Raw genomic sequence first — 20659 nt, 5'->3', positions numbered from 1 at the left:
AGGCACGACTGAAATGGCAGGCAAGCGGGCTTTCAAACCCGGAACTACAATCTCTCGTGCCCACCGGTCGAGCCGAAGCCGCCGGTTCCGCGCACGGTCGCGTCGAGCTCATCCACCTCGTCCCAGGCCGCCTGTGTAACCGGCGCAAGCACCAGCTGCGCCACCCGGTCGCCGCGAGCGATCGGGAAGGGCTCCGTTCCGTGATTGATCATGATGACCTTGAGCTCGCCGCGATAATCGCTGTCGATCGTGCCGGGAGTGTTGGGCACGGTGACACCATGCTTGAGCGCGAGGCCGGAGCGCGGGCGGACCTGGATCTCGTATCCCTGCGGTATCGCCAACGCCAGGCCGGTCGCAACCGGATGCCGGGCGCCGGGAGCCAGCGTCACATCTTCGGCAGATACCACGTCCATGCCCGCGGCACCATCGGTGGCGTAGCGCGGCAGGTCCAGCCCTTCACCATGCGGTAGGCGCTTGACCTGGACCGCTACGGAATCGTTATGCGTCGTTTGTTCCATCAAGAGCGGCTGCTATCCGCTCTACCAGCTCCATGGCAACATCCAGCTTGGGCATTTCGTCCAGGCTCTCCACACCTTCGCCGGTTACGATGTGAACCTTGTTCAGATCCCCGCCCATGACATCGCCTGAAACATCATTGGCGATTACCCAGTCGCAGGCCTTGCGCTTGCGCTTGGCAGTGGCGTTCTCGATCACATCCTCGGTCTCGGCAGCAAAGCCGACGACCAGTTCAGGCCGCGTATCGGAAGCGGAGACATTGGTGAGAATATCCGGGTTCTCCTCAAGCACCAGAGCCGGAGGAGCCGAGCCGCGTTTTTTCATCTTCTCGCCGCGATATTCCTTTGGCCGCCAGTCGGCGACGGCGGCAACCATGATCGCCACATCGGCGGGCAGCGATTCGCGTACCACTTCGGCCATGTCGCGTGCGCTTTCCACATTGATGCGGTCAACGCCCTTGGGTGTCTGCAGCGAAACCGGCCCCGCGACCAGCGTGACCTTAGCGCCCAGCGCGGCAGCGGCCGCAGCAATCGTGAAGCCCTGCTTGCCCGATGAACGATTGGCAATGTAGCGCACCGGATCGATCGCTTCCCAGGTCGGCCCGGCGGTGATGAGCACATGCCGTCCCTTGAGCGGTTGGTGCCCCTTCTTGACCTTGAATGCGTCGCCTTCGAGCGCATCGTCCTCTCGCTCGGAAACATCTTCGGGCCGCTCGGGTTCGCCGGCTTCTTCCTCGCCCTCTTCGGGGATAGGCTCCGGCTCGGCAGCGCCTTCCTTGACGGTATGATTGATCGCTTCGGCATCGGTCGGCGGAGCGGACTTGGCTGCGCCTTTCTGCGCCATGAGCGGGCCGCCGAGATCGGGCACCGCATCGGGTGCAACCTCCTCTTCGCCAGCAGCCACTTCGTCTGCATCCAGGTCTTCGCCAGCCTCTGCGCCCTCGGCAACCGCTTCATCGGCTTCGAGATATTCGGCTTCGATTTCCTCTGCGGTACGCTTGGCAGTCGAACGCGGGATGATCGAAGCAAGCAATCCGCCCAGCCCGCCGCCCCTCGGCGCTTCCTCGGGCTCGATCGCTTCGACTTCGTTTTCTTTAGCCTCTGCCGGCTTTGCTACCTTGGCCACAGCAGCGGCAGGTGCAGGCGTGTCGACCTTGATGCCAAAATGCGCGGCAATCTCTGCCCAGATCGCGTCGGGTTCGGGCAAGCGGCCATAGCCAAACTCGCCGCAGGCCATCGGTCCTTCATCGGGATCGAGCACCTGCACACCAGCCTGCCTGAGCCAAGTGACATTGCGCTGCGTCGCTTCGTGTTCCCACATGCGCACATTCATGGCGGGGACCGCCATCACCGGCTTGTCGGTCGCAAGGATCAGCGTGGTCGCAAGATCATCGGCAATGCCGGTAGCCATCTTTGCCATGAGATCCGCCGTGGCGGGACAGACCACCAGCAGGTCGGCCTCGCGGCTGAGCTCTATATGCCCCATCTCCGCTTCGTTCTTCAGGTCCCACAGCGTAGTGTGAACCGGATTTTCGGAGAGCGCGGCGAGCGCCATGGGTGTAACGAATTGCTGGCCACCTTCGGTCACGACGCAAGTGACATCGCCTCCGCCCTTGCGGATCAGCCGGACGAGCTCGCACGATTTGTAGGCGGCGATACCGCCACCAACAACCAGCAGAATCTTGGGTTTGGCGCCGTTCACACGTCAAATCCCGTGCCGACACACAGCGAAACACACATAGTCTTAGGAGAGCCCCCCTGTTTACGATCCGCGGAAAACGAGCCTAGCGCTACTGCTCGCCCCAGCCAAGCCTGCCGATTAGTGGTTAAATTTTACCTAGCACGGCCCTAACAAACGGCTAACACACAATTCAAAGACAAAGGGGGAAGATGCCATGGTCCTGGTTCTACGCGCACTGCTGTTCGTTGGGGGGCTGTTTTTCGTGCTGATGGGCGTCAGCTTCCTGCTGGACCCGGCCGGGTATGGCGCGGCCTTCGGCCTGGCGTCGAAGGGAGCGCACGGGCTGGCGACAATCCGTGCCGACATGACGGCATTCTTTGTTGTCGCAGGCGGCTGCATGATCTGGGGCGGCTGGGCGCGCAACGGCGATCCGCTGCTGGTCAGCGCTGCACTGATGACGATCGCACTGCTCGGCCGCTTTCTGGGGCTGGCGCAGGATGGCACCTATGAAGGCTGGCTGCAGCCGATGGTGATCGAGGCCGTGACGGCAGGCGTGGCGCTCTATGCCAGCCGCATCCTTCCGCATCACAGGCTGATAACCGAAGATTAGGTCGCGTAGAGAAAATACCGGGTGGCGGAGAGGGCCGGAGCGGGGCGCAGGAATTAGCTACGCCGAATCCGGATCGACGCCATCAAGAATGTTCTAATTCGCGCGCGCCGAATGCCATAGATCGCGCAGCGCGCCTGGGACCCAATAGAGGCCAACGAACCAAGCCGGGGCAACCATCAGCCCCCAATAGAAATTGTTGGCCCGCCCGGCGATCATGAACAGAAGGCCATAGCCTGCGAAGAGCAGCAGCGCCTCGAGCCCCAACCGATCCTTCAATCCGGCCCAGCCGAGCAAAGGAAGCAGGACGAGCGGCGCGGCAAGCCACGCGGGTAACAGGTAAAGCCCGGTGCACAGCACGATGAACTCGATCCACCCACCCGGACCGCGCAGCGCCAACCAGGACGACGACAAGGGATCCTGTGGGCCGGTCAATTGGCCGACCAGGCTGACATGGTAGGCCAGCAGAGCGACAAAGCCCGCCACCAGCAAGCTCCAGGCCGCCATCTCGCGCCAGTCACGCCGCCAAAGCGCCAGTGCGCCCATCAGCATGACGAAAGGCAGCGCGTGTTCGCGAATCGCCAGTGCCAGCGCCGCGGCAATCCACGCGCCGCGCCAACGCCCCGGGCTGTGCAAGGCCAGCGCCAGGGCCAGAAACATGCCCGACCATGCTTCATGGAGCACGAAATACATTGGCTTGAAGCCCACCGCTGCTCCCCAACCCAGAAGACCGAGTGCAATCACGCGGCGCGCAGGCCTGTCCAGGATCGGCGTCAGCCGCCGCCACCAGGCAAAGCCCGTCAGTGCAGCGAGCAGCAGCGCCACAATGAAAATCAGCGGGCCAAGAGCGGCGCTCGTCACCGCCAGAGTCGGCAAACGTACCGCGAAGCCGGGACGGACAGGGAAATTGCGCGCCCGCTGTTCGGCAACAGCAACCTGGTAATAGTTCTCGCCCGCTGCAACGCGCGCCGTAATCGCATCATAAAGCGCAAGATCGACGTCGCGGGTCGCTGATTGCGCCTCTTCTCCCTCCTGTTGGGGTGCCGGGGAGGACGCATTCCCAGTCCGGGCCTCAGCCTGGGCGGTGGGGATCGCCTGGGTGTCAACAGAGAGCAATTGCGGCGGCGACGGCTGCCAGGTCAGCGCGGCCAGCGCCAGCACCGCGGCAATTGCCAGCAGCAGGAGGCGCGCCGCTCTCCTGTCAATCCCGGCGAAATGCGTCGGCGCTTCCATCCCCCAAGCCCCTGCTAGCCGATCCAGCCGAGACTGAGCGCTCCTGCGACGACGCCCGCACCGAGCACGGCGGAAAACAGATATCCTAGCCAGCGGCGAGATTGGCCCGCACGATTCTCCCACATCAACTCAACATCGGGCAGCGGTGGCTGCTCTGGCGCACCACCCTTGGGCGGGAAGCGGTCCTCGATGCGGCGGAGTAGGCCGGGCAGGCGCAGTAGTGTCTGCGTGTCTTCACGAATCCGGTCTGCCAGCGCAGCCTCGGGCCCCAACTCGTCGCGAATCCAGCTACGCACGAAAGGCGCGGAAACGTCCCACATATTGATTTCTGGGTGGAGCTGCGTCGCGATCCCCTCGACCATTACCATGGTCTTTTGCAGCAACAGCAGATGCGGCTGGGTCTGCATGTCGAAATCGCGCGTGATAGCGAACAACCCGTCGAGCATCTGCCCGACCGAAAGCTCGCTCACCGGCTTGCCGCGCATCGGTTCGCCCACAGCGCGCAGGGCCGTCGCGAACTCATCGACCGAGTGATAGCTCGGCACATATTGCGCCTCGAAATGGATTTCGGCCACGCGGCGATAATTGCCGGTGGTGAGGCCATAGAGGATTTCCGCCAGCCATTGCCGCGCGCGCCGGTCGATCCGGCCCATGATGCCGAAATCGATCGCCACGATCGTGCCATCGTCCTCCACGAACAGGTTTCCCTGATGCATGTCGGCATGGAAGAAGCCGGAGCTGATCGCCTGTGTCAGGAATGCCAGCACCAGCCGCGAAGCGAGCGCGGGCAGATCGTGCCCCCTGGACTTCAGCTCCTCGATCTTGCTGATCTTGACGCCATCGACCCATTCGACCGTCATCACACGGCCATTTGTGCGGTCCCAGTCAATTTCGGGGATGCGATAGCCCTGGACGCCCTTCGTCCCCTCCGCCAGCTCGGAAGCCGAGGCAGCCTCGCGCCGCAAGTCGAGTTCGCGATTGGTCCAGCGCTTGAAATTGGCGATGGTGAGCCGAGGCCTGAGCCGCGCCGCTTCGCCGCCCAGCGCCTCCAGATGCGCCGCCGCCCATTCATAAGTGCCGATGTCCCGCGCGAAGCGTTCGCGGATACCGGGCCGCAGCACCTTGACGGCGACCTGCTTGCCTTCGGTCGTGACTGCGCGGTGAACCTGCGCGATCGACGCCGCGCCAACCGGCTCGGGATCGATCTCGCTGAAAAGCTGCTCGACCGGTCTGCCGAAGCTTGCTGCGATTGAGGCCTCTATCTGCTCGAAGGGAACCGGCGGCAAGCTGTCCTGCAGCGACAGGAGGTTGTGCGCAGCCTCATCCCCTACCAGATCGGGCCGCGTTGCCAGCGTCTGGCCCAGCTTGATTGCGGCAGGGCCGATATCCTGGAAAGCCCCGGCGTAATCGGGGACCTGCGGCTGGAAGGTGCCGAAACGCGCAAGGCGCGCCAGGCGCTTGACCGGCACTGGCGTATTTGGATCGCGTTCGATCCCGCGCAATGCGCCATGCCGCGCCAGCGTCCGGCCCCATTTCAGCAACCGCCAGATATGCGTAGCCGGCCTCGGCACTCTATATTTTCCACCCCGAATGGATCGCGACCGCGCCGCCCAGGATCGCCTCAACCCGCGTGTTCACGAAACCCGCATCGCGGATCATCCTCTCGAACTCCGGCATCGGCGGAAAGCGGCGGATCGATTCGGCAAGGTAGCGATAGCTGTCCTCGTCATCTGCGATCACCTTGCCGATCTTGGGCATCAGCTTGTGCGAATAGAGGTCGTAGATTTCCTTGAATCCCGGCCAATCGGTGGTGCTGAACTCCATGCAGAAGAACCGTCCGCCGTAGCTGAGAACCCGGTGCGCCTCTTTCAGCGCGGCAGGAATATCGGTCACGTTCCGGATACCGAACACGATCGTATAGGCATCGAAAGTCCGCGAGGGATAGGTCAGCTTCTCCGCATTCTGGTTCGACCAGGTGAGCCCGGTGATCCCGCGTTCCATCGCGCGCTCAATCCCGACATCAAGCATGTCCTGATTGATATCGGCCACGGTCACTTCCGCCCCGCGCGCCGCCATGCGGAACGCGATGTCGCCTGTGCCTCCCGCCATATCGAGCACCGCTTCGCCCGGCTGTGGCTTGACCCGGCGCACGAAGCGATCCTTCCAAAGGCGGTGCATGCCACCCGACATGGCATCGTTCATCACATCGTATTTGGACGCGACGCTGGAAAAGACCGCACCCACGCGGCGGGTCTTCTCGTCTGGGGCTACATCTTCGTAGCCGAAAGAAACTTTTTCGCTCATCGCCGCGCGCCTTAGGAGTTTATTCGTGTGGCGTCTATTCGGAGTTCGGCTGCGCCAAACTCCCGCGCCCGGGCCCGGCCCTCTCCTCTGCCCAACCACCCGATATCTTGACCGATAGCCTATCGGGTGGTTGGGCAGGGGAGAGGGCCGGTACCGCATCGGGCGGGCCGAGCTCTCGATGCGCGGAGGGTTGCCTGCCGCCGGAGGAAAGATGCCGGAACTTCCCGAAGTCGAGACAACGGTGCGTGGACTTGCGCGGTTCATGGAAGGCGAACGCATTACGCGCGTGACGCTGAACCGGGCCGATCTGCGCCGCCCCTTCCCGCCCGAACTTGTACAGGTTCTGACGGGCGCTCAGGTCACTTCGCTGGGCCGCCGTGCCAAATATGGGCTGATCCACACCGACCGTGACCAGACCTTGGTGTTCCACTTGGGCATGAGCGGCCGCTGGAGAATCGATCCGTCCGAGGACGACAAGCACGACCACGTCGTGATCGAGACCGCCAGCAACCGCTTCGCCCTGTGCGATCCGCGCCGCTTCGGGTCGGTCGATCTTGTGGGCACAGCGGATCTCGAGGCCTGGCCCATCTTCGCTACTATGGGGCCGGAACCGCTGGGTGATGCGTTCACGCCAGCCCGTCTCAAATCTGCGCTCACCGGCCGCAAGCAGGCCATCAAACTGTGCCTGCTCGATCAGAGGGTCGTGGCCGGGCTCGGCAATATATATGTGTGCGAGGCGCTGTGGCGCGCAGGCATCCACCCGCGCAAGCCGGGCGGGAAGGTCACGCGCCCTCAGATCGAACGGCTCGTCCCAGCAATCAAGGACGTGCTCACGCAGTCGATCGGCGATGGCGGTTCCACCCTGCGCGACTATGCCGCGCCCGATGGCGAGCTGGGCTATTTTGCCACGCGCTTCGATGTCTATGGCCGTGAAGGCGAACCATGCCGGCGAGAGGACGGCGGGATCGTCCGCCGCCTCGCGCAAGGAGGGCGCAGCACGTGGTATTGCCCGAAGTGCCAACGCTAGCTTCTTGCACCCGCATCCGCGGGTGCATCCTCGGTGCTATTCCTCCGCTTCGCTCCGGGCACCTGCGGGCGGACAGTCGGCCTTGCGCACCTTCGGTTCGGGAAACAGAACTCCGAGCCATAGGCTCGCAGGGGCGAGTGGGCCAGCGCAGCAAGGATTGCACGGATTTGCAATCCGCATCAAACAAAGGAATCAACCAGAACGCACGCAGAAGTTGACGATTTGCGCTCCTGTGACTATGTGCGCCGCTTTCCGGCGTGAATCGCCGTTTCTGCAAACAGGTTTAACGAGTAAAGCGGTCGCCTGACGGGTGGCCCGAGAATAGGACAGACATGGCCAATACGCCGCAAGCCCGCAAGCGCATCCGTCGCAACAACCGCCGCGCCGAAATCAATGGCGCCCGCATGAGCCGCATTCGCAACTTCGTGAAGAAGGTCGAGACTGCGATCGCCGGTGGCGACAAGTCTGCGGCTTCGGAAGCGCTCAAGGCAGCTCAGCCTGAAATCGCTCGCGGCGTTGCGCGCGGCGTGCTTCACAAGAACACCGCTTCACGCAAGATGTCGCGTCTTTCGAAGCGAGTCGCTGCACTCTGATTCGGTCGATCCAAAGCGGATCGACAACCGTTTTCAGCACAAGGGCCGGCCCGATTGGGTGCGGCCCTTTTGTTACCGCAATGCAGCATCGAAAGCGCATTGCCCGAAACCTTAGGATTCCCCGCGATTCGCGGCGCCTGACTCAATAAAACTCTATTTTTCAATGATTTGAACGGAAGTCTGCGGGGTTGCGGCGAGTCAACACAAATATTTCAGTTTTTTTGCACCCCCACCCCTTGCGCCAAAAAGAAAGGCGTAGATAAGTCATATCTCACTCGGGGCGGGACAGCCTGGGTTCTTACATTTTGCACGATGGGGGCAAGCCCGGAATCACGATTCCGGGGGGTGGCGTAGCTTTGCCTGTCGTAACGTCGGGGGCGAACTCCGGACACGTTCCGGGGTACGGATGGGATATGGTATAAGATGGTGCACAAGAACGATAACGCTCGGGCCACGAAAAAGATCGACGAGGATTTGATGGAAGATGCAGAGGCTGTAAATCTTGCGGCTGACTGGGCTGATATCAGCCAGGGACTTCGCAAGGATCTCGGCCACCAGCTGCACAGCCAGTGGATCAAGCCGATTCAGCTGGGCAGCTTCTGCAAGGACAGCGGAACGCTTGATCTGTTCCTGCCAACCGAGTTCTCGGCCAATTGGGTGAACGACCGATTCCATGACCGGCTTCAGCTCGCGTGGAAGATCGCGCGCAGCGAAGTGCGCAAGGTGCGGATCCAGGTCCATCCGGGCCGCCGCCAGCTTCCCGAACTGCGTCTCGACAGCGGCCGCCGGGCAGCCAATGACGGCGGCGATACCAGCGTCATAGCGGTAGCTGCGGGCACGATTGGCGATGCCGGCTTCACCAGCTCGGTCGGGCTCGACCCGTCGCTTACCTTCGCCGCCTTCGTCACCGGCGAGACCAACATCCTCGCCAAGAACGCTGCCGAACGCATGGCAGCGACGGAACAGCCGCAATTCTCGCCGCTCTACCTCAAGGCTGCGACCGGCCAGGGCAAGACGCACCTGTTGCACGCCATCGGCCACGCCTATCTATCGGCCCACCCCCGCGCGCGCATCTTCTACTGCAGCGCCGAGCGCTTCATGGTCGAATTCGTCCAGGCGCTGAAACAGAACCAGATGATCGAGTTCAAGGCGCGCCTGCGTAGCTTCGACCTGCTGCTCGTGGACGATATCCAGTTCATCATCGGCAAGGCCAGCGCGCAGGAAGAGCTGCTCTATACGATCGATGCGCTGCTGGCCGAAGGCAAGCGGCTGGTCTTCGCCGCCGACCGGGCACCGCAAGCGCTCGACGGGGTGGAACCGCGCCTGCTCAGCCGCCTTTCCATGGGACTGGTCGCGGATATCCAGGCCGCCGACATCGAATTGCGCCGCTCGATTCTCGAATCGAAACTCACGCGCTTTGCCCCGCTCGACGTGCCCGACGATGTGATCGATTTCCTCGCCCGCACCATCACGCGCAATGTGCGCGAGCTGGTGGGCGGCCTCAACAAGCTGATCGCCTACGCCCAGCTGACGGGGCAGGAGGTTTCGCTCCAGCTGGCAGAGGAACAGCTGACCGATATACTCTCGGCCAACCGCCGCCGCATCACGATCGACGAGATTCAACGCACGGTTTGTCAGTTCTATCGCATCGACCGTTCGGAAATGTCATCCAAGCGCCGCGCACGCGCAGTCGTCCGCCCGCGTCAGGTGGCGATGTACCTGTCAAAGGTACTCACTCCGCGCAGCTATCCCGAAATCGGGCGCAAGTTTGGCGGACGCGACCACTCGACGGTGATTCACGCGGTCCGCCTGATCGAGGATCTGCGGCAGCGTGACGCGGACATGGATGGCGATGTGCGCAGCCTGCTGCGCCAGCTGGAAAGCTGAGAGTTTTGGGAGGGAGGCGCCTGGCGGGTTGATACCCGTCAGGCCGCTGCCTTCTGCAGGGCGCGCTTGCCCCATTCGCGCGCACCGGCGCTATGGGCGTCGATCATGCGAATATCTTCGAGATAGCCGTGCGGATCGTTCTCGATATCGGCCACACGCCAGCGCGTCTGCATCTTCGCGATCAGGTGGCGCGCTTCCATGAAGCGGCGCTGGAACTCCTCCGCGATCTGGGGATTGGCCTTGAGTCTGGCGTCTTCGGCCACAGCCGTGAACAGCTTGGCGATCTCCGCCGCATAGGCGGATCTTAGCGCCAGAATGTCGCGCACCATATTGTTGTCGGCCGTCCGGGCGACTTGCTTGAAGTCGCCAACAATCTCTTCGAGCCGGTCAATGCAGGTAACGATTGGATCCATGTTTCCCCTCAGCCCTGTGCGGCGCGAGCTTTCCTCTCGAGCTGCCAGCCGCGTCGGATTCGGCAGCACCTGATTCGCTTAAGAGGCAGGCGTTAACGGGCAGCTAAGCTCGTCTCTTTGCCGTGAATGGTTCCCCTGCAGGCAAAGCTGCACTATGCGCGCTCGATGGCACTCACCCCGCAACGTCTCGACCGCTTCGCCCGCCATATCGTGCTGCCCGAAATCGGCGGCGCGGGTCAGGTCGCGCTGGCGGACAAGAAAGTGGCGCTGATCGGGCTGGGCGGGATCGGCTCGCCTGTGCTGCAATATCTCGCCGCAGCGGGGATCGGTCGCTTCGCGCTGATTGACGACGACGTTGTCGATGCCAGCAACCTCCAGCGCCAGACGATCTTTACCGAGCGCGACGTGGGCCATGGCAAGGCCGTAAGCGCGCGGCGCTGGCTCGCCAATTTCGACGAGGCGCTGGAAGTCGAGATCAGCGACGCCCGGATAACCCCGGACAACGCAGGCCGATTGATCGGGGGCGCGGATCTCGTGGTGGACGGGACCGATAATTTCGCCACACGCCTCGCCGTTTCCGATGCCTGCGTAGCCTGCGGCGTGCCGCTGCTCAGCGCCGCAGTCGGGCGTTTCCAGGGACAAGTCGGCGCCTTTGCCGGGCACCTCGAAGGGCAGCCCTGCTATCGCTGCTTTGTCGGGGACGCATTCGACGCGGAGGATTGCGACACCTGCGCCGAAGACGGGATGCTGGGCGCGATGGCGGGCTGGACCGGAACATTCGCCGCGATGCAGGCTGTGCGCATCCTGCTGGATGGCGTCAGCACATTCGGCGATCCGCAATGGGGCAAGCTCCATGTGCTCGACGGGATGAAGCCCGGAATGCGGACGATGACGCTGCCCAAGGATCCAGAGTGCAAAGGCTGCCGGACCTGAAGCGAAGGCGCAATTGACGTGCCTCCGCAGCGCGTTACCTTCCCGGCGCACCCGTGATCCGACGACGGGAGAATTGGGGAGAGAAACAGACATGACTGCTTTGTGTCCGGCCACGCGACTGGTGACATTTCTTGTAGCGCTGGCCATCAGCGGCTGCACCATTCCGGCGATGGCACAGAACGACGGGATGATCGAAATCGAGATCCCAGCGCAGCCCGGTTCGATCCCGCTGGACACCGGTCCACTGCCTGGCGCAACAACAGGCGAAAGCTGGCACAGCCAGTACGGCAGCCCCTTCGCCCGCAATGTGACCGAAGCTACACTGATGCCTTTCCTGCCCGACCCGGCGAATGCGAGCGGCGCGGCAGTGATCGTCGCCCCCGGTGGCGGTTTCCGTACATTGTCGATGAAAAACGAAGGCTGGGCGGTTGCCAAGTCCCTGGCGGAGCGAGGCGTCGCTGCCTTTGTACTCAAATACCGGCTGAACCAGACACCGGCCGATCTTGCCGAGTTCGCCAATCCGCAACGACCGGGAATGCCGCGGCCGCTGCGACAGGGCAAGTTGACCGCGGAGCAGGCCTCAGCCGCAATCAAACCCCAACTTGACGATTCGCGCGCGGCATTTGCCCTTATCCGGTCCCGCGCGGGCGAGTGGGGAATCGATCCCGATCGCATCGGCATGATCGGCTTTTCCGCCGGCGCGATGCTGACCATATCCACTGAGTTGGCAGTCAAGGATGCCGATCCCGCATTCCTCGGCGACATCTATGGCCCAATGACGGAGACGGTCGTCGCGCCCGACGCGCCGCCACTCTTCGTCGCGCTGGCGGCGGACGATCCGCTGTTCGGCAACGCCGGTTACGGGATCATCCAGAGTTGGCGCGATGCGGGCCGACCGGTCGAATTTCATCTCTACGAGCAAGGCGGCCATGGCTTCGGCATGTATGACAAGACGACGACCAGTACCGGTTGGTTTGATGCCTTCGCGAGCTGGCTGAAAATGCACGGCTTTCTCGACCGCGAGCAATAGCTGTTCGGGCCTGCGCGCCAGTCGCCCCACCACTCCCTGAATCCTGTCATTCACAGGGACGTGGCTCAGCGAGCTAGCACCTCCTCCACCCACGCCGGAACAAGTTCACCCGCCCGGCCCTGGCGACTCTCGTGGAACCAGTGCGAACCTTCGCTGCGTTCAAGGTTGAGTTCCAGCGTCTGCGCGCCCAAATCGCGGGCATCGCGCACAAAGCCCGCCGCCGGATAGACCGCGCCGCTGGTGCCGATGCTCACGAATAGGTCCGCCTCGCGCAGCGCCCGATAGATCCGCTCCATCTGGTAAGGCATTTCTCCGAACCACACGACATCGGGGCGCAAGGTCCGCGCCTGGCACACAGGGCAAGGCGGACGCTGACCATCCTTGGCTGACATGGGCGCATCCCAAGGCGAGCGCATCTCGCAAGATGTGCAGAGCGCGCTCTTGAGCTCGCCATGCATGTGCAGCACGCGCTTCGCCCCCGCCCGCTCATGCAGATCGTCAACATTCTGCGTTACGATCAGCAGCTCGCCCGCAAACTCGGCATCGAGCAGCGCCAGAGCATTATGCGCGGCATTGGGTTCACGCTCACGCAAAGCCTCGCGCCGCATATCGTAAAAGCCCAGCACCAGATCGGGATCGCGCGCAAAGCCTTCAGGCGTGGCGACATCCTCGACATTGTGCTGTTCCCACAGCCCTCCCGCGCTACGAAAAGTATCGATCCCGCTTTCGGCACTGATGCCAGCGCCGGTCAAGATCACGATGTTGTTGAAACCTGACATCGCTTTTCCTTGTCGTCACCCTGAACTTGTTTCAGGGTCCATCCCTCAAACGGCTCCATTCTCACTTAGATGCGGAATGGATGCTGAAACAAGTTCAGCATGACCCTTGGGAGCAAAGATGGCACAGTTCGGAATCATTGGTCACAAGGGGCGCATGGGACAGGCCCTTCTGAAAGCGGTTGCCGCTGCGGGGCATGAGGTCTCTGGCGGCGTTGACGCGGGCGATTCTCCCGGCCCGCTGGCGACCCGGTGTGACGTTCTGGTGGATTTCTCCGCTCCCGCCGCGCTCTCCGCCAATCTGGCTGCGGCGCGCGTGGCGGGGACGCCGATCGTGATCGGCACCACCGGGCTTGAAGAGGATCATCACCGCATGATCGACGAATCGGCGCAGTATCTGCCGATCCTGCAGACGGGCAACACCTCGCTTGGTGTCACACTGTTGGCGCATCTGGTACGCGATGCGGCAAGCAGGCTTGGCCCCGACTGGGATATCGAGATCGTCGAGATGCACCACCGGATGAAGGTCGATGCGCCTTCGGGTACCGCGCTATTGCTGGGCGAAGCGGCAGCGAAGGGACGCGGGATCGAGCTGGCATCGAACAGCGAAAGTGGGCGGAATGGTCACACCGGCGCGCGGGCGCAGGGCGCGATCGGCTTTGCCGCGCTGCGTGGCGGCACCGTGGCGGGTGACCACAGTGTGATTTTCGCCGGGGACGAGGAACGGATCACGCTCACCCACAATGCCGAAAACCGCATGATCTTCGCTCGCGGGGCTGTGAAGGCAGCCGAATGGTTGATCGGCAGGGAGCCGGGGCGCTACACAATGCCGCAGGTTCTCGGTCTGTAACGGGAGGTCCAAGGGGGGATGCGCACGCTAAGAAGATATCTGCACAAGCAGTTCTTCATCGGCGCCGAGCCGGACGGGCGGCTGACCATCCTCAACCGGCTGCTCATTGTCGTCATCTTCCTGGCAGTGGGATCGGCCGCGCTTTCGACCGAAGCGAGTCTGCCGCCAGCCTTGCATCAGGCACTGGTGACAGGCGAGAAAGTGTTCGGTCTAATCTTCCTGCTCGAATATTCCGCCCGCTTCTATGCTGCGGCAGATGAGCCTGGCGAGCAGAGTAACTGGCGAAAGCGCTGGCAATTCGCGATCTCGCCGCTCGGTCTGATCGATCTCGTTGTGGTGCTTTCCACTCTCGTCCCGCTTATTACCGCAGACGCATCCATGCTGCGCACCGTGCGCCTGCTGCGTGTTCTCGCGGTAATAAAATTCGGACGCTTCTCGAGGGCGATAAGGGAGGTCTGGGCCGCAGTGCGCGACCGCGCAGACGATCTGATCGTCACCGCAGCGCTGGCCTTCATCTTTGTGCTGTTCGGAGCCACCGCGCTTTACATGACCGAGGGCGACATTCAGCCCGAAGCCTTCGGATCGATTCCGCGCGCGCTGTGGTGGTCGGTCATCACACTGACGACGGTCGGTTATGGCGACGTCACCCCAATCACGCCCTTGGGGCAGGTCTTTGCCGGTATCCTTGCACTTAGCGGCATCGCCTTCGTCGCAATGCCCACGGGCATTATCGCCGCGGCCTTTTCCGATGCCATGCAGCGCCGCCGCGACCAACGGATCGAGGAGATGCGCCAGCATCTCGAACGACTCGACGAAGTGGACGACCGGGTCGAAGCCAAGCTCGCCGCGCTCGAAAGGTCGAGTGGCAATAAGCTATGACCAGAGACCAGATTTTCGAATTCTTCCGCCGCTTGGCGGAGGATAATCCCGAGCCGGAAACCGAGCTGGAATATGGCAACGCCTATCAGTTGGTGGTGGCGGTGGCGCTCTCTGCCCAGGCAACCGACGTCGGCGTCAACAAGGCGACTCGCGCGCTGTTCGCCAGGGTCAGGACGCCGCAAGAGATGCTGGATCTGGGCGAGGAAGGGCTGAAGGAACACATCAAGACAATCGGCCTGTTCAATTCCAAGGCCAGGAACGTCATCGCGCTATCGCATATGCTGATCGACAATCATGGCGGCGAAGTTCCCGATACGCGCGAGGAACTGGTCAAGCTGCCCGGTGTCGGACGCAAGACCGCCAATGTCGTGCTCAATTGCTGGTTCAAACAAGAGACCTTCGCGGTCGATACGCATATCTTCCGTGTCGGCAACCGCACCGGCCTCGCCAAGGGCAAGACGCCCGAGCAGGTCGAAGCCAAGCTGGAAAAGCGCGTGCCGCAACCGTTTCGCCTGCACGCGCATCACTGGCTGATCCTGCATGGCCGCTATGTCTGCAAGGCGCGCACGCCGGAATGCTGGCATTGCAAGCTGGTGGATCTGTGCAGCTTCGGGAAGAAGGTACTGGAAAAGCCGAAGCGATAGCCCGCCTTGCCAATTGGGCGCACAAGGCGCACCCTTGCACCGAAAAGCTCAGGAGGCTCAGTCATGAAACCTCGCAAGATCGGCACAATCTGCGCCCTCGCGGCGGCAGCATTGCTCCCCGGAAGCCTGGCCGCGCAGGATGCAGCCGAAACAGCAGTCATCGTCTCGGGATCGGGGGCCGGACAGGCGAAGGCTTCGCGCTCACTGGGCAATGCGGTCTCGGGCAGTCTCGATTCGGCTGCAGGTGTAATCCGCTCGACGCAGCGCGCACGCCGGCCTGCCTCTCGCAAGCGGCGTGGAAGCAATGGCAGCGTCCAGATCGGCAGCGAAATCCCCTCAGGCGTGGACGCGCTGGAGGGCACCGACGCCGCTGCCTACAAGACGGACGGCGGAGCGACCATCAAGTTCAGTGGCCGGTTTGTGCCATCCGGCAAGACCGAGTGCGACGAGAATTGCGCGAAGGACGACAAGCCCGAGGAGTGATCTCGCTCGTTAGACGTCGTCCGCGCTGACCATCTCGGCCCGGTCGATCTCATTGGTAAGCGCAGCCACGGTGGTGGCGACGGCGGCATCGCCGCTGACATTGGTGGTGGTCCGCATCATGTCCATGATCCGGTCTACGCCCGCCACGAAGGCGATGGTTTCCAGCGGAACGCCCACTGCGCCGAACACCAGCGCCATCATGATCAATCCTGCACCGGGGATGCCCGCTGCGCCGACCGCACCCAATGTGCCCAGGATCGAGATCAGGAAATAGTCGCCCCAACTCAGGTCCACGCCGAAAATCTGCGCGCCGAACAGTGTGGCGAGCCCCAGATACATCGCGGTACCGTTCATATTGATCGTTGCGCCGAGCGATATCACGAAGCTCGCGACCGAGTTGCTGATGCCGAGGTTGCGTTCTGCGCAGCGCAGCGTAACCGGCAGCGTCGCATTGGAACTGGCAGTGGAATAGCTGACTGCGATCGCATCGACGATCCCGCGGAAAAAGTCGATCACGGGCAGGCGTGCGATGAGCTTGATCATCGAGGAATACATCACGCCGATGATCAGCAGGCAGCCAAGGTAGTTGAGGAACACCAGCTTGCCGAGCGCGCCCAGTGCGGAAAGGCCCAGCGTACCGGCGACCCATGCCATGAGCGCAAAAACGCCGAATGGAGTCAGTTCCATCACCACCATGGTGACCTTCTGCATCACCACCGAGCCCGAATCGAAGATCTTGAGAACCGGCTCGCCCGCTTCCTTGGCCATCAATATGCCAATGCCGATCAACAGCGAAAAGACGATCAGCGGCAACACATTGACGTCCGCCATCACCTGAACCGGGCTTTGCGGCACCATGCCGAGCAACATGTCACGCCAGGTCGTTTCGTTCGGTTGCGGCACGGCACCCATCTCGATCATCGAGGTGTCGACCCCCATGCCAGGCTGGACCAGCGTTCCCAGCATCAAGCCAAGCCAGACTGCGATCTGCCCGGTCACAACAAACAGCAGTAGAGCACGCCAGCCGACGCTGCCGAGCTTGCGCAAATCACCGATCGAGGCGACGCCTGCCACCAGGCTGAAGAAGATCAGCGGGACCACCAGCATCTTGATGAAGGCGACGAATATATCGCCCACGATCTTGATGCTTTCGGCTTGCGGACCCCACAGCCATCCGACTGCGACACCGAGGATGAGCGCCCCGACGACGCGTTGCCATAATGGAATTGCAAACCAGGCGCGCATCGCGGCCCTCCCCTCTCAGTCCTGTTTCAGCGCCGCTTTCGCGATGCGAGCGTAGATCCGGCTTAGCGTATCGAGATCGTCCAACGCCACCGCCTCGTCACGCTTGTGCATGGTCGCATTGCACAGGCCGAACTCGATCACCGGGCAAACTGCACGCAGGAAGCGGGCATCCGACGTACCGCCGCTGGTCGATGGTTCCGGTTCGATTCCCGTTTCGGCCTTCACTGCATCGGCAATGATCTGTGAGAATGCACCGGGCGGCGTGAGGAACGGCTCGCCCGAAATGACGGGATTGGCCTTGCCGCCGTGTTTCTCCGCAATCGCCACGACCTGGCTCGACAAAGAGGCGCCCGAATGCCGGTCGTTGAAACGGATCGAGATGCGCGCCTTGGCTTTTGCCGGAATGACATTATGCGCCCGATTGGGCACGTCGATCTCTGTAATCTCGAGATTGGAAGGCTGGAACCATTCAGTCCCGTCATCCAGATGCAGTCCGTTGAGTTCCGACAGAATCGCAACCATGCGCGGCAGCGGATTGTCGGCGAGGTGCGGATAAGCGACGTGGCCCTGGGTCCCATCGACCTCCAGCCAGATATTGACCGAGCCGCGACGCCCGATCTTCATCATGTCGCCAAGCCGGTGGACGCTGGTGGGTTCGCCCACCAGGCACAGGTCGGGCTGGTGACCATGCTCGCGCATGAAGTCGATCAGCGCGCGCGTTCCGTGCAGCGCCGGACCTTCCTCGTCGCCGGTGATGATGAAGCTGATCGTGCCTGCATCTTGCGGGACTTGCGCCACTGCGTCGACCATGCAGGCAATCGCGCCCTTCATATCGACCGCACCGCGCCCGTAGAGCAGTTCGCCACGCGTTTCGGGAGCAAAGGGCGCTGTGGTCCAGCCTTCACCCGGTGGCACGACATCGAGATGTCCCGCAAAGGCGAAATGCTTCGACCCATCCGGCCCGCGCCGGATGGCGAACATATTCTCGACCGGCGCCTCATCGCTATCCGCCTCGCCATCGCCGCGCGTGAAGCGATGGATCTCGAAGCCGAGCGGCGCGAGCATTTCTTCCAGCACATCGAACACCAGCCCCGTCGCGGGCGTCACGCTCGGGGCCTCGATCAGTTTTTCGGTGAAGGTTCTGGCGTCGCTCATTCCGTGTGGGTTAGACGAGCGGAGAGGTCCTTTCCACTACGGAGTGCAGTGCTATGCCCAAGCTCGATCTTGACGCCATCCCGCAGACCAATGCCACTGGCTATCCTGCGCCCTATAATGAGGATGTGCAGGACCGCTGGTACCGGCGGCTCGCTCCCGTGGCGGGACTCACCAGGATGGGCGCGAGCCATGTCGTACTGAAGCCCGGAGCCTGGTCTTCACAGCGCCATTGGCACCAGGAAGAAGACGAGCTGGTGGTGATGCTCGAAGGCGAAGCGGTGCTGGTCGAGGACGGTAGCGAAAGCGTGGTGCGCCCCGGCGATGTGCTCGCCTGGCCCGCAGGCGAACGCAATGGCCATCACTTGCAAAACCGCAGCGATAGCGACTGCGTCTTCATCGCCATCAGCGCGGGCGACGCTGACGCCGACCGCGGCGAATATCCCGATATCGACATGGTGTTCGATCCCGATGGCTACGCCCGCAAGGACGGTACACGCTACGAGACCAGCCGCACGCCCTAGCTTGCAGGGGCGACCTCGAACTGTTCGATCACCCATTCCTCGTCTTCGGAGGCGGCAATCCATTCCTGCATCCAGTCATGTTCCCACATCGCCTGCATATAGGCCTGGGCGAAGCCCGGCACGGCAATGCCATAGGTCATGAAGCGGGAGACGATCGGTGCGTAGAATATATCCGCGGCGCCGAAGGTGCCGAACAGGAAGGGGCCGCCCTTGCCAAAGCGTGCGCGCGCTTCGGCCCATAGCGTCAGGATGCGAACGATGTTCTCCTTGGTCGGATCGCTGACGTCCGAAAGCTGGATCCGCCTGCGCACATTCATCGGCAATTCGCGCCGCAGTGGCAGGAAACCGCTGTGCATCTCTGCAACGATCGCCCGCGCCATGCCGCGCGCACCTTCTTCCTTGGGCCAGAAGCGGTCGCGCCCGACCTTGTCGGCGAGATATTCCATGATCGCCAGGCTGTCCCACACCACCGTCTCGTCATCCCACAGGATCGGAACCTTGCCCGATGATGGCTGAACCTCGCCCATCTCCCGCTTTCGCTCGGTCCAGTCCTCACCCATGATCGGCACGGTGAGTTCGTCAAAATGAAGGCCCGATTGCTTGACTGCGAGCCAGCCGCGCATCGACCAGCTCGAATAGTTCTTGTTGCCGATAATCAGCTTCATTCGGGGCGCTCCACCTTGCGTTCCTGTTGCGACCTAGGAGTTCATGTTGAAGCTGTCGAGGCTGAACAAGCCATTCCGGACTTGGCAGCGGCGAAGAGGGCGCTAATTGTCGCACACGATGAGCCTGCGCCCTTTCCATCTCGCCTTTCCGGTTGACGATCTTGCCGCCGCGCGCGCCTTTTACGGCGGTGTGATGGGTTGCGAGGAAGGGCGCTCGTCTGACCAATGGATCGACTTCGACTTTTTCGGTCACCAGATCGTAGCGCACCTTGCGCCGGGCGAGGCCGGAGACCGCGCGAGCAATCATGTCGACGGGCACGGCGTGCCGGTGCCGCATTTCGGGATCGTCCTGAAAATGGAGGACTGGCAGGCGCTGGCCGACCGGCTGACTCAGGCAGGCACCGAGTTTGCGATGGCGCCGACGATCCGCTTCAAGGGCCAGGTGGGCGAGCAGGCAACGATGTTCTTCCGCGACCCATCGGGCAATGCGCTGGAAATAAAGGCCTTCGCCGACGATACGATGTTGTTTGCGACGTAGCGGCTAGTTCGCGACGTTCCAGCCCGCGCCCAGCGCGTCTTCGACCACCGCCGCGCGCAGTTCCGCGATGCCCATGCCTTTTTCCGCACTGGTTATGTGCAGCATCGGGAAGGCGGCAACGTGCTTGCGCGCTTCGTCCGCCACTTTAGCCGCAGTTGCGTCCAACTCGCTGGCCTTGATCTTATCCGCCTTGGTAAGCACGACGCGGTAGCCGACAGCCGCTTCGTCAAGCATCTTCATCATCTCGCGATCGACGTCTTTCAGGCCGTGGCGGCTATCGACCAGCACCAGCGTGCGATGGAGCACCTGCCGCCCGCGCAGATAGTCGCGCACCAAACGCTTCCACTTTTCGACCACCTTGGGCGGGGCCTTGGCGAAGCCGTATCCGGGCATATCGACCAGACGGAAGAGCGTCGGCTCGCCCACTTCGAAGAAATTGAGCTCCTGCGTGCGGCCCGGCGTAACCGAGGCACGCGCGATCGCCTTGCGTCCGGTCAGCGCGTTGAGAAGCGAGCTCTTTCCGACATTGCTGCGCCCGCAGAACGCGATTTCCGGCACCTTGGGATCAGGCAGAAATTTGAGCTGCGGCGCGGAGAGCAGGAATTCCACGCGCCCGGAAAACAGCTTCGAAGCCGCTTTCTCGCGGGCCGCCTGTTGCTTCTCTTCGTCCGGCGTCACTC

General features: G+C 62.6%; 23 protein-coding genes. 12 read left to right on the top strand and 11 right to left on the bottom strand.

The genetic code is table 11. The features are described 5' to 3' along the window. Positions 1-44 precede the first annotated feature (44 nt). A complete protein-coding gene (gene dut / locus ACQY6C_RS02890; RefSeq protein WP_427964454.1) occupies positions 45-518 on the bottom strand; it encodes a dUTP diphosphatase in 474 nt (157 codons plus the stop codon). Further along, positions 499-2217, bottom strand: coding sequence for a bifunctional phosphopantothenoylcysteine decarboxylase/phosphopantothenate synthase (locus tag ACQY6C_RS02885; RefSeq protein ID WP_427964451.1), 1719 nt, complete (start codon positions 2215-2217; stop codon positions 499-501). Before ACQY6C_RS02885 ends, dut begins: the two co-directional genes overlap by 20 nt. A gap of 193 nt (positions 2218-2410) precedes the next feature. Between ACQY6C_RS02885 and ACQY6C_RS02880 the strand changes: the two genes are divergently transcribed. Continuing rightward, the gene (locus tag ACQY6C_RS02880) at positions 2411-2806 is read left to right on the top strand and encodes a DUF4345 family protein (RefSeq protein ID WP_427964448.1); all 396 of its coding nucleotides are present in this window, start codon (positions 2411-2413) and stop codon (positions 2804-2806) included. Between the two features lie 93 nt (positions 2807-2899). Here the strand turns inward: ACQY6C_RS02880 and ACQY6C_RS02875 are convergent, their stop codons facing one another. From ACQY6C_RS02875 to ACQY6C_RS02865, 3 genes are read right to left on the bottom strand one after another with little or no spacing between them, the layout of a single operon-like run. Beyond that, positions 2900-4036, bottom strand: a complete 1137-nt coding sequence (locus ACQY6C_RS02875) for a hypothetical protein (protein WP_427964445.1) — start codon at positions 4034-4036, stop codon at positions 2900-2902. A gap of 14 nt (positions 4037-4050) precedes the next feature. Continuing rightward, positions 4051-5607: a 2-polyprenylphenol 6-hydroxylase gene (gene ubiB, locus ACQY6C_RS02870; protein ID WP_427964442.1), complete on the bottom strand. Its 1557-nt coding sequence runs from the start codon at positions 5605-5607 to the stop codon at positions 4051-4053. 1 nt (position 5608) lies between these two features. Beyond that, positions 5609-6340 carry a class I SAM-dependent methyltransferase gene (locus tag ACQY6C_RS02865; protein ID WP_427964439.1) on the bottom strand — a complete coding sequence of 244 codons (732 nt, stop codon included), beginning with the start codon at positions 6338-6340 and terminating at the stop codon, positions 5609-5611. A 211-nt stretch (positions 6341-6551) separates the two neighbouring features. On the opposite strand from ACQY6C_RS02865, the gene mutM reads away from it, so the two are divergent. The 3 genes from mutM to dnaA all read left to right on the top strand — a co-directional run bounded on the left by mutM (position 6552) and on the right by dnaA (position 9847). Further along, positions 6552-7367 (top strand): bifunctional DNA-formamidopyrimidine glycosylase/DNA-(apurinic or apyrimidinic site) lyase, encoded by an 816-nt coding sequence (mutM, locus tag ACQY6C_RS02860; RefSeq protein ID WP_427964436.1) that lies wholly within the window; start codon positions 6552-6554, stop codon positions 7365-7367. 332 nt (positions 7368-7699) lie between these two features. Further along, a complete protein-coding gene (gene rpsT / locus ACQY6C_RS02855; RefSeq protein WP_427964433.1) occupies positions 7700-7960 on the top strand; it encodes a 30S ribosomal protein S20 in 261 nt (86 codons plus the stop codon). A gap of 423 nt (positions 7961-8383) precedes the next feature. Continuing rightward, on the top strand, positions 8384-9847 hold the full coding sequence (dnaA, locus tag ACQY6C_RS02850; RefSeq protein WP_427964430.1) for a chromosomal replication initiator protein DnaA: 1464 nt from the start codon (positions 8384-8386) through the stop codon (positions 9845-9847). A 38-nt stretch (positions 9848-9885) separates the two neighbouring features. On the opposite strand, the gene ACQY6C_RS02845 is transcribed toward dnaA, so the two are convergent. Next, complete coding sequence (locus ACQY6C_RS02845; RefSeq protein WP_427964427.1) at positions 9886-10260, bottom strand: hypothetical protein; 375 nt, start codon at positions 10258-10260, stop codon at positions 9886-9888. A gap of 165 nt (positions 10261-10425) precedes the next feature. On the opposite strand from ACQY6C_RS02845, the gene ACQY6C_RS02840 reads away from it, so the two are divergent. Both ACQY6C_RS02840 and ACQY6C_RS02835 read left to right on the top strand, forming a co-directional pair. Then, positions 10426-11193 carry a HesA/MoeB/ThiF family protein gene (locus ACQY6C_RS02840; protein WP_427964768.1) on the top strand — a complete coding sequence of 256 codons (768 nt, stop codon included), beginning with the start codon at positions 10426-10428 and terminating at the stop codon, positions 11191-11193. A gap of 91 nt (positions 11194-11284) precedes the next feature. Further along, positions 11285-12223 (top strand): alpha/beta hydrolase, encoded by a 939-nt coding sequence (locus tag ACQY6C_RS02835; RefSeq protein ID WP_427964424.1) that lies wholly within the window; start codon positions 11285-11287, stop codon positions 12221-12223. A 65-nt stretch (positions 12224-12288) separates the two neighbouring features. Here ACQY6C_RS02835 and ACQY6C_RS02830 read toward each other — a convergent pair whose 3' ends face one another. Continuing rightward, positions 12289-13002: an NAD-dependent deacylase gene (locus ACQY6C_RS02830; protein WP_427964421.1), complete on the bottom strand. Its 714-nt coding sequence runs from the start codon at positions 13000-13002 to the stop codon at positions 12289-12291. A gap of 118 nt (positions 13003-13120) precedes the next feature. Here ACQY6C_RS02830 and dapB point away from each other — a divergent pair, with 118 nt between their 5' ends. From dapB to ACQY6C_RS02810, 4 genes are all read left to right on the top strand, one after another. Then, positions 13121-13849, top strand: coding sequence for a 4-hydroxy-tetrahydrodipicolinate reductase (gene dapB, locus ACQY6C_RS02825; protein WP_427964418.1), 729 nt, complete (start codon positions 13121-13123; stop codon positions 13847-13849). An 18-nt stretch (positions 13850-13867) separates the two neighbouring features. Continuing rightward, complete coding sequence (locus ACQY6C_RS02820; protein WP_427964415.1) at positions 13868-14728, top strand: ion transporter; 861 nt, start codon at positions 13868-13870, stop codon at positions 14726-14728. Next, positions 14725-15372: an endonuclease III gene (nth, locus tag ACQY6C_RS02815; protein WP_427964412.1), complete on the top strand. Its 648-nt coding sequence runs from the start codon at positions 14725-14727 to the stop codon at positions 15370-15372. Before ACQY6C_RS02820 ends, nth begins: the two co-directional genes overlap by 4 nt. A 63-nt stretch (positions 15373-15435) precedes the next feature. After that, the gene (locus ACQY6C_RS02810) at positions 15436-15855 is read left to right on the top strand and encodes a hypothetical protein (RefSeq protein WP_427964409.1); all 420 of its coding nucleotides are present in this window, start codon (positions 15436-15438) and stop codon (positions 15853-15855) included. 9 nt (positions 15856-15864) lie between these two features. On the opposite strand, the gene ACQY6C_RS02805 is transcribed toward ACQY6C_RS02810, so the two are convergent. After that, the gene (locus ACQY6C_RS02805) at positions 15865-17100 is read right to left on the bottom strand and encodes a dicarboxylate/amino acid:cation symporter (RefSeq protein WP_427964406.1); all 1236 of its coding nucleotides are present in this window, start codon (positions 17098-17100) and stop codon (positions 15865-15867) included. A gap of 15 nt (positions 17101-17115) precedes the next feature. Beyond that, positions 17116-18255: a succinyl-diaminopimelate desuccinylase gene (dapE, locus tag ACQY6C_RS02800; RefSeq protein WP_427964403.1), complete on the bottom strand. Its 1140-nt coding sequence runs from the start codon at positions 18253-18255 to the stop codon at positions 17116-17118. 53 nt (positions 18256-18308) lie between these two features. On the opposite strand from dapE, the gene ACQY6C_RS02795 reads away from it, so the two are divergent. Continuing rightward, positions 18309-18776: a cupin domain-containing protein gene (locus ACQY6C_RS02795; protein WP_427964400.1), complete on the top strand. Its 468-nt coding sequence runs from the start codon at positions 18309-18311 to the stop codon at positions 18774-18776. On the opposite strand, the gene ACQY6C_RS02790 is transcribed toward ACQY6C_RS02795, so the two are convergent. Further along, the gene (locus tag ACQY6C_RS02790; protein ID WP_427964397.1) at positions 18773-19441 is read right to left on the bottom strand and encodes a glutathione S-transferase family protein; all 669 of its coding nucleotides are present in this window, start codon (positions 19439-19441) and stop codon (positions 18773-18775) included. The two genes, ACQY6C_RS02795 and ACQY6C_RS02790, sit on opposite strands and share 4 nt — an antisense overlap. Before the next feature lie 118 nt (positions 19442-19559). On the opposite strand from ACQY6C_RS02790, the gene ACQY6C_RS02785 reads away from it, so the two are divergent. Continuing rightward, a complete protein-coding gene (locus ACQY6C_RS02785) occupies positions 19560-19979 on the top strand; it encodes a VOC family protein (RefSeq protein ID WP_427964395.1) in 420 nt (139 codons plus the stop codon). Between the two features lie 3 nt (positions 19980-19982). Here ACQY6C_RS02785 and yihA read toward each other — a convergent pair whose 3' ends face one another. Further along, positions 19983-20657 (bottom strand): ribosome biogenesis GTP-binding protein YihA/YsxC, encoded by a 675-nt coding sequence (gene yihA / locus ACQY6C_RS02780; RefSeq protein WP_427964392.1) that lies wholly within the window; start codon positions 20655-20657, stop codon positions 19983-19985. Positions 20658-20659: the final 2 nt, after the last annotated feature.

The organism is Altererythrobacter sp. (assembly GCF_050299635.1).
In the GTDB taxonomy this organism is placed as follows: domain Bacteria; phylum Pseudomonadota; class Alphaproteobacteria; order Sphingomonadales; family Sphingomonadaceae; genus Erythrobacter.
This window is presented reverse-complemented; position numbering and strand designations above follow the sequence as displayed.

Bases quoted from the DNA above. Each gene is read 5' to 3' on its own strand.
- dut (WP_427964454.1), bottom strand. From the start codon at position 518: ATGGAACAAACGACGCATAACGATTCCGTAGCGGTCCAGGTCAAGCGC.
- ACQY6C_RS02880 (WP_427964448.1), top strand. From the start codon at position 2,411: ATGGTCCTGGTTCTACGCGCACTGCTGTTCGTTGGGGGGCTGTTTTTC.
- ACQY6C_RS02875 (WP_427964445.1), bottom strand. From the start codon at position 4,036: ATGGAAGCGCCGACGCATTTCGCCGGGATTGACAGGAGAGCGGCGCGC.
- ACQY6C_RS02865 (WP_427964439.1), bottom strand. From the start codon at position 6,340: ATGAGCGAAAAAGTTTCTTTCGGCTACGAAGATGTAGCCCCAGACGAG.
- mutM (WP_427964436.1), top strand. From the start codon at position 6,552: ATGCCGGAACTTCCCGAAGTCGAGACAACGGTGCGTGGACTTGCGCGG.
- rpsT (WP_427964433.1), top strand. From the start codon at position 7,700: ATGGCCAATACGCCGCAAGCCCGCAAGCGCATCCGTCGCAACAACCGC.
- dnaA (WP_427964430.1), top strand. From the start codon at position 8,384: ATGGTGCACAAGAACGATAACGCTCGGGCCACGAAAAAGATCGACGAG.
- ACQY6C_RS02845 (WP_427964427.1), bottom strand. From the start codon at position 10,260: ATGGATCCAATCGTTACCTGCATTGACCGGCTCGAAGAGATTGTTGGC.
- ACQY6C_RS02840 (WP_427964768.1), top strand. From the start codon at position 10,426: ATGGCACTCACCCCGCAACGTCTCGACCGCTTCGCCCGCCATATCGTG.
- ACQY6C_RS02835 (WP_427964424.1), top strand. From the start codon at position 11,285: ATGACTGCTTTGTGTCCGGCCACGCGACTGGTGACATTTCTTGTAGCG.
- ACQY6C_RS02830 (WP_427964421.1), bottom strand. From the start codon at position 13,002: ATGTCAGGTTTCAACAACATCGTGATCTTGACCGGCGCTGGCATCAGT.
- dapB (WP_427964418.1), top strand. From the start codon at position 13,121: ATGGCACAGTTCGGAATCATTGGTCACAAGGGGCGCATGGGACAGGCC.
- ACQY6C_RS02820 (WP_427964415.1), top strand. From the start codon at position 13,868: ATGCGCACGCTAAGAAGATATCTGCACAAGCAGTTCTTCATCGGCGCC.
- nth (WP_427964412.1), top strand. From the start codon at position 14,725: ATGACCAGAGACCAGATTTTCGAATTCTTCCGCCGCTTGGCGGAGGAT.
- ACQY6C_RS02810 (WP_427964409.1), top strand. From the start codon at position 15,436: ATGAAACCTCGCAAGATCGGCACAATCTGCGCCCTCGCGGCGGCAGCA.
- ACQY6C_RS02805 (WP_427964406.1), bottom strand. From the start codon at position 17,100: ATGCGCGCCTGGTTTGCAATTCCATTATGGCAACGCGTCGTCGGGGCG.
- dapE (WP_427964403.1), bottom strand. From the start codon at position 18,255: ATGAGCGACGCCAGAACCTTCACCGAAAAACTGATCGAGGCCCCGAGC.
- ACQY6C_RS02795 (WP_427964400.1), top strand. From the start codon at position 18,309: ATGCCCAAGCTCGATCTTGACGCCATCCCGCAGACCAATGCCACTGGC.
- ACQY6C_RS02790 (WP_427964397.1), bottom strand. From the start codon at position 19,441: ATGAAGCTGATTATCGGCAACAAGAACTATTCGAGCTGGTCGATGCGC.
- ACQY6C_RS02785 (WP_427964395.1), top strand. From the start codon at position 19,560: ATGAGCCTGCGCCCTTTCCATCTCGCCTTTCCGGTTGACGATCTTGCC.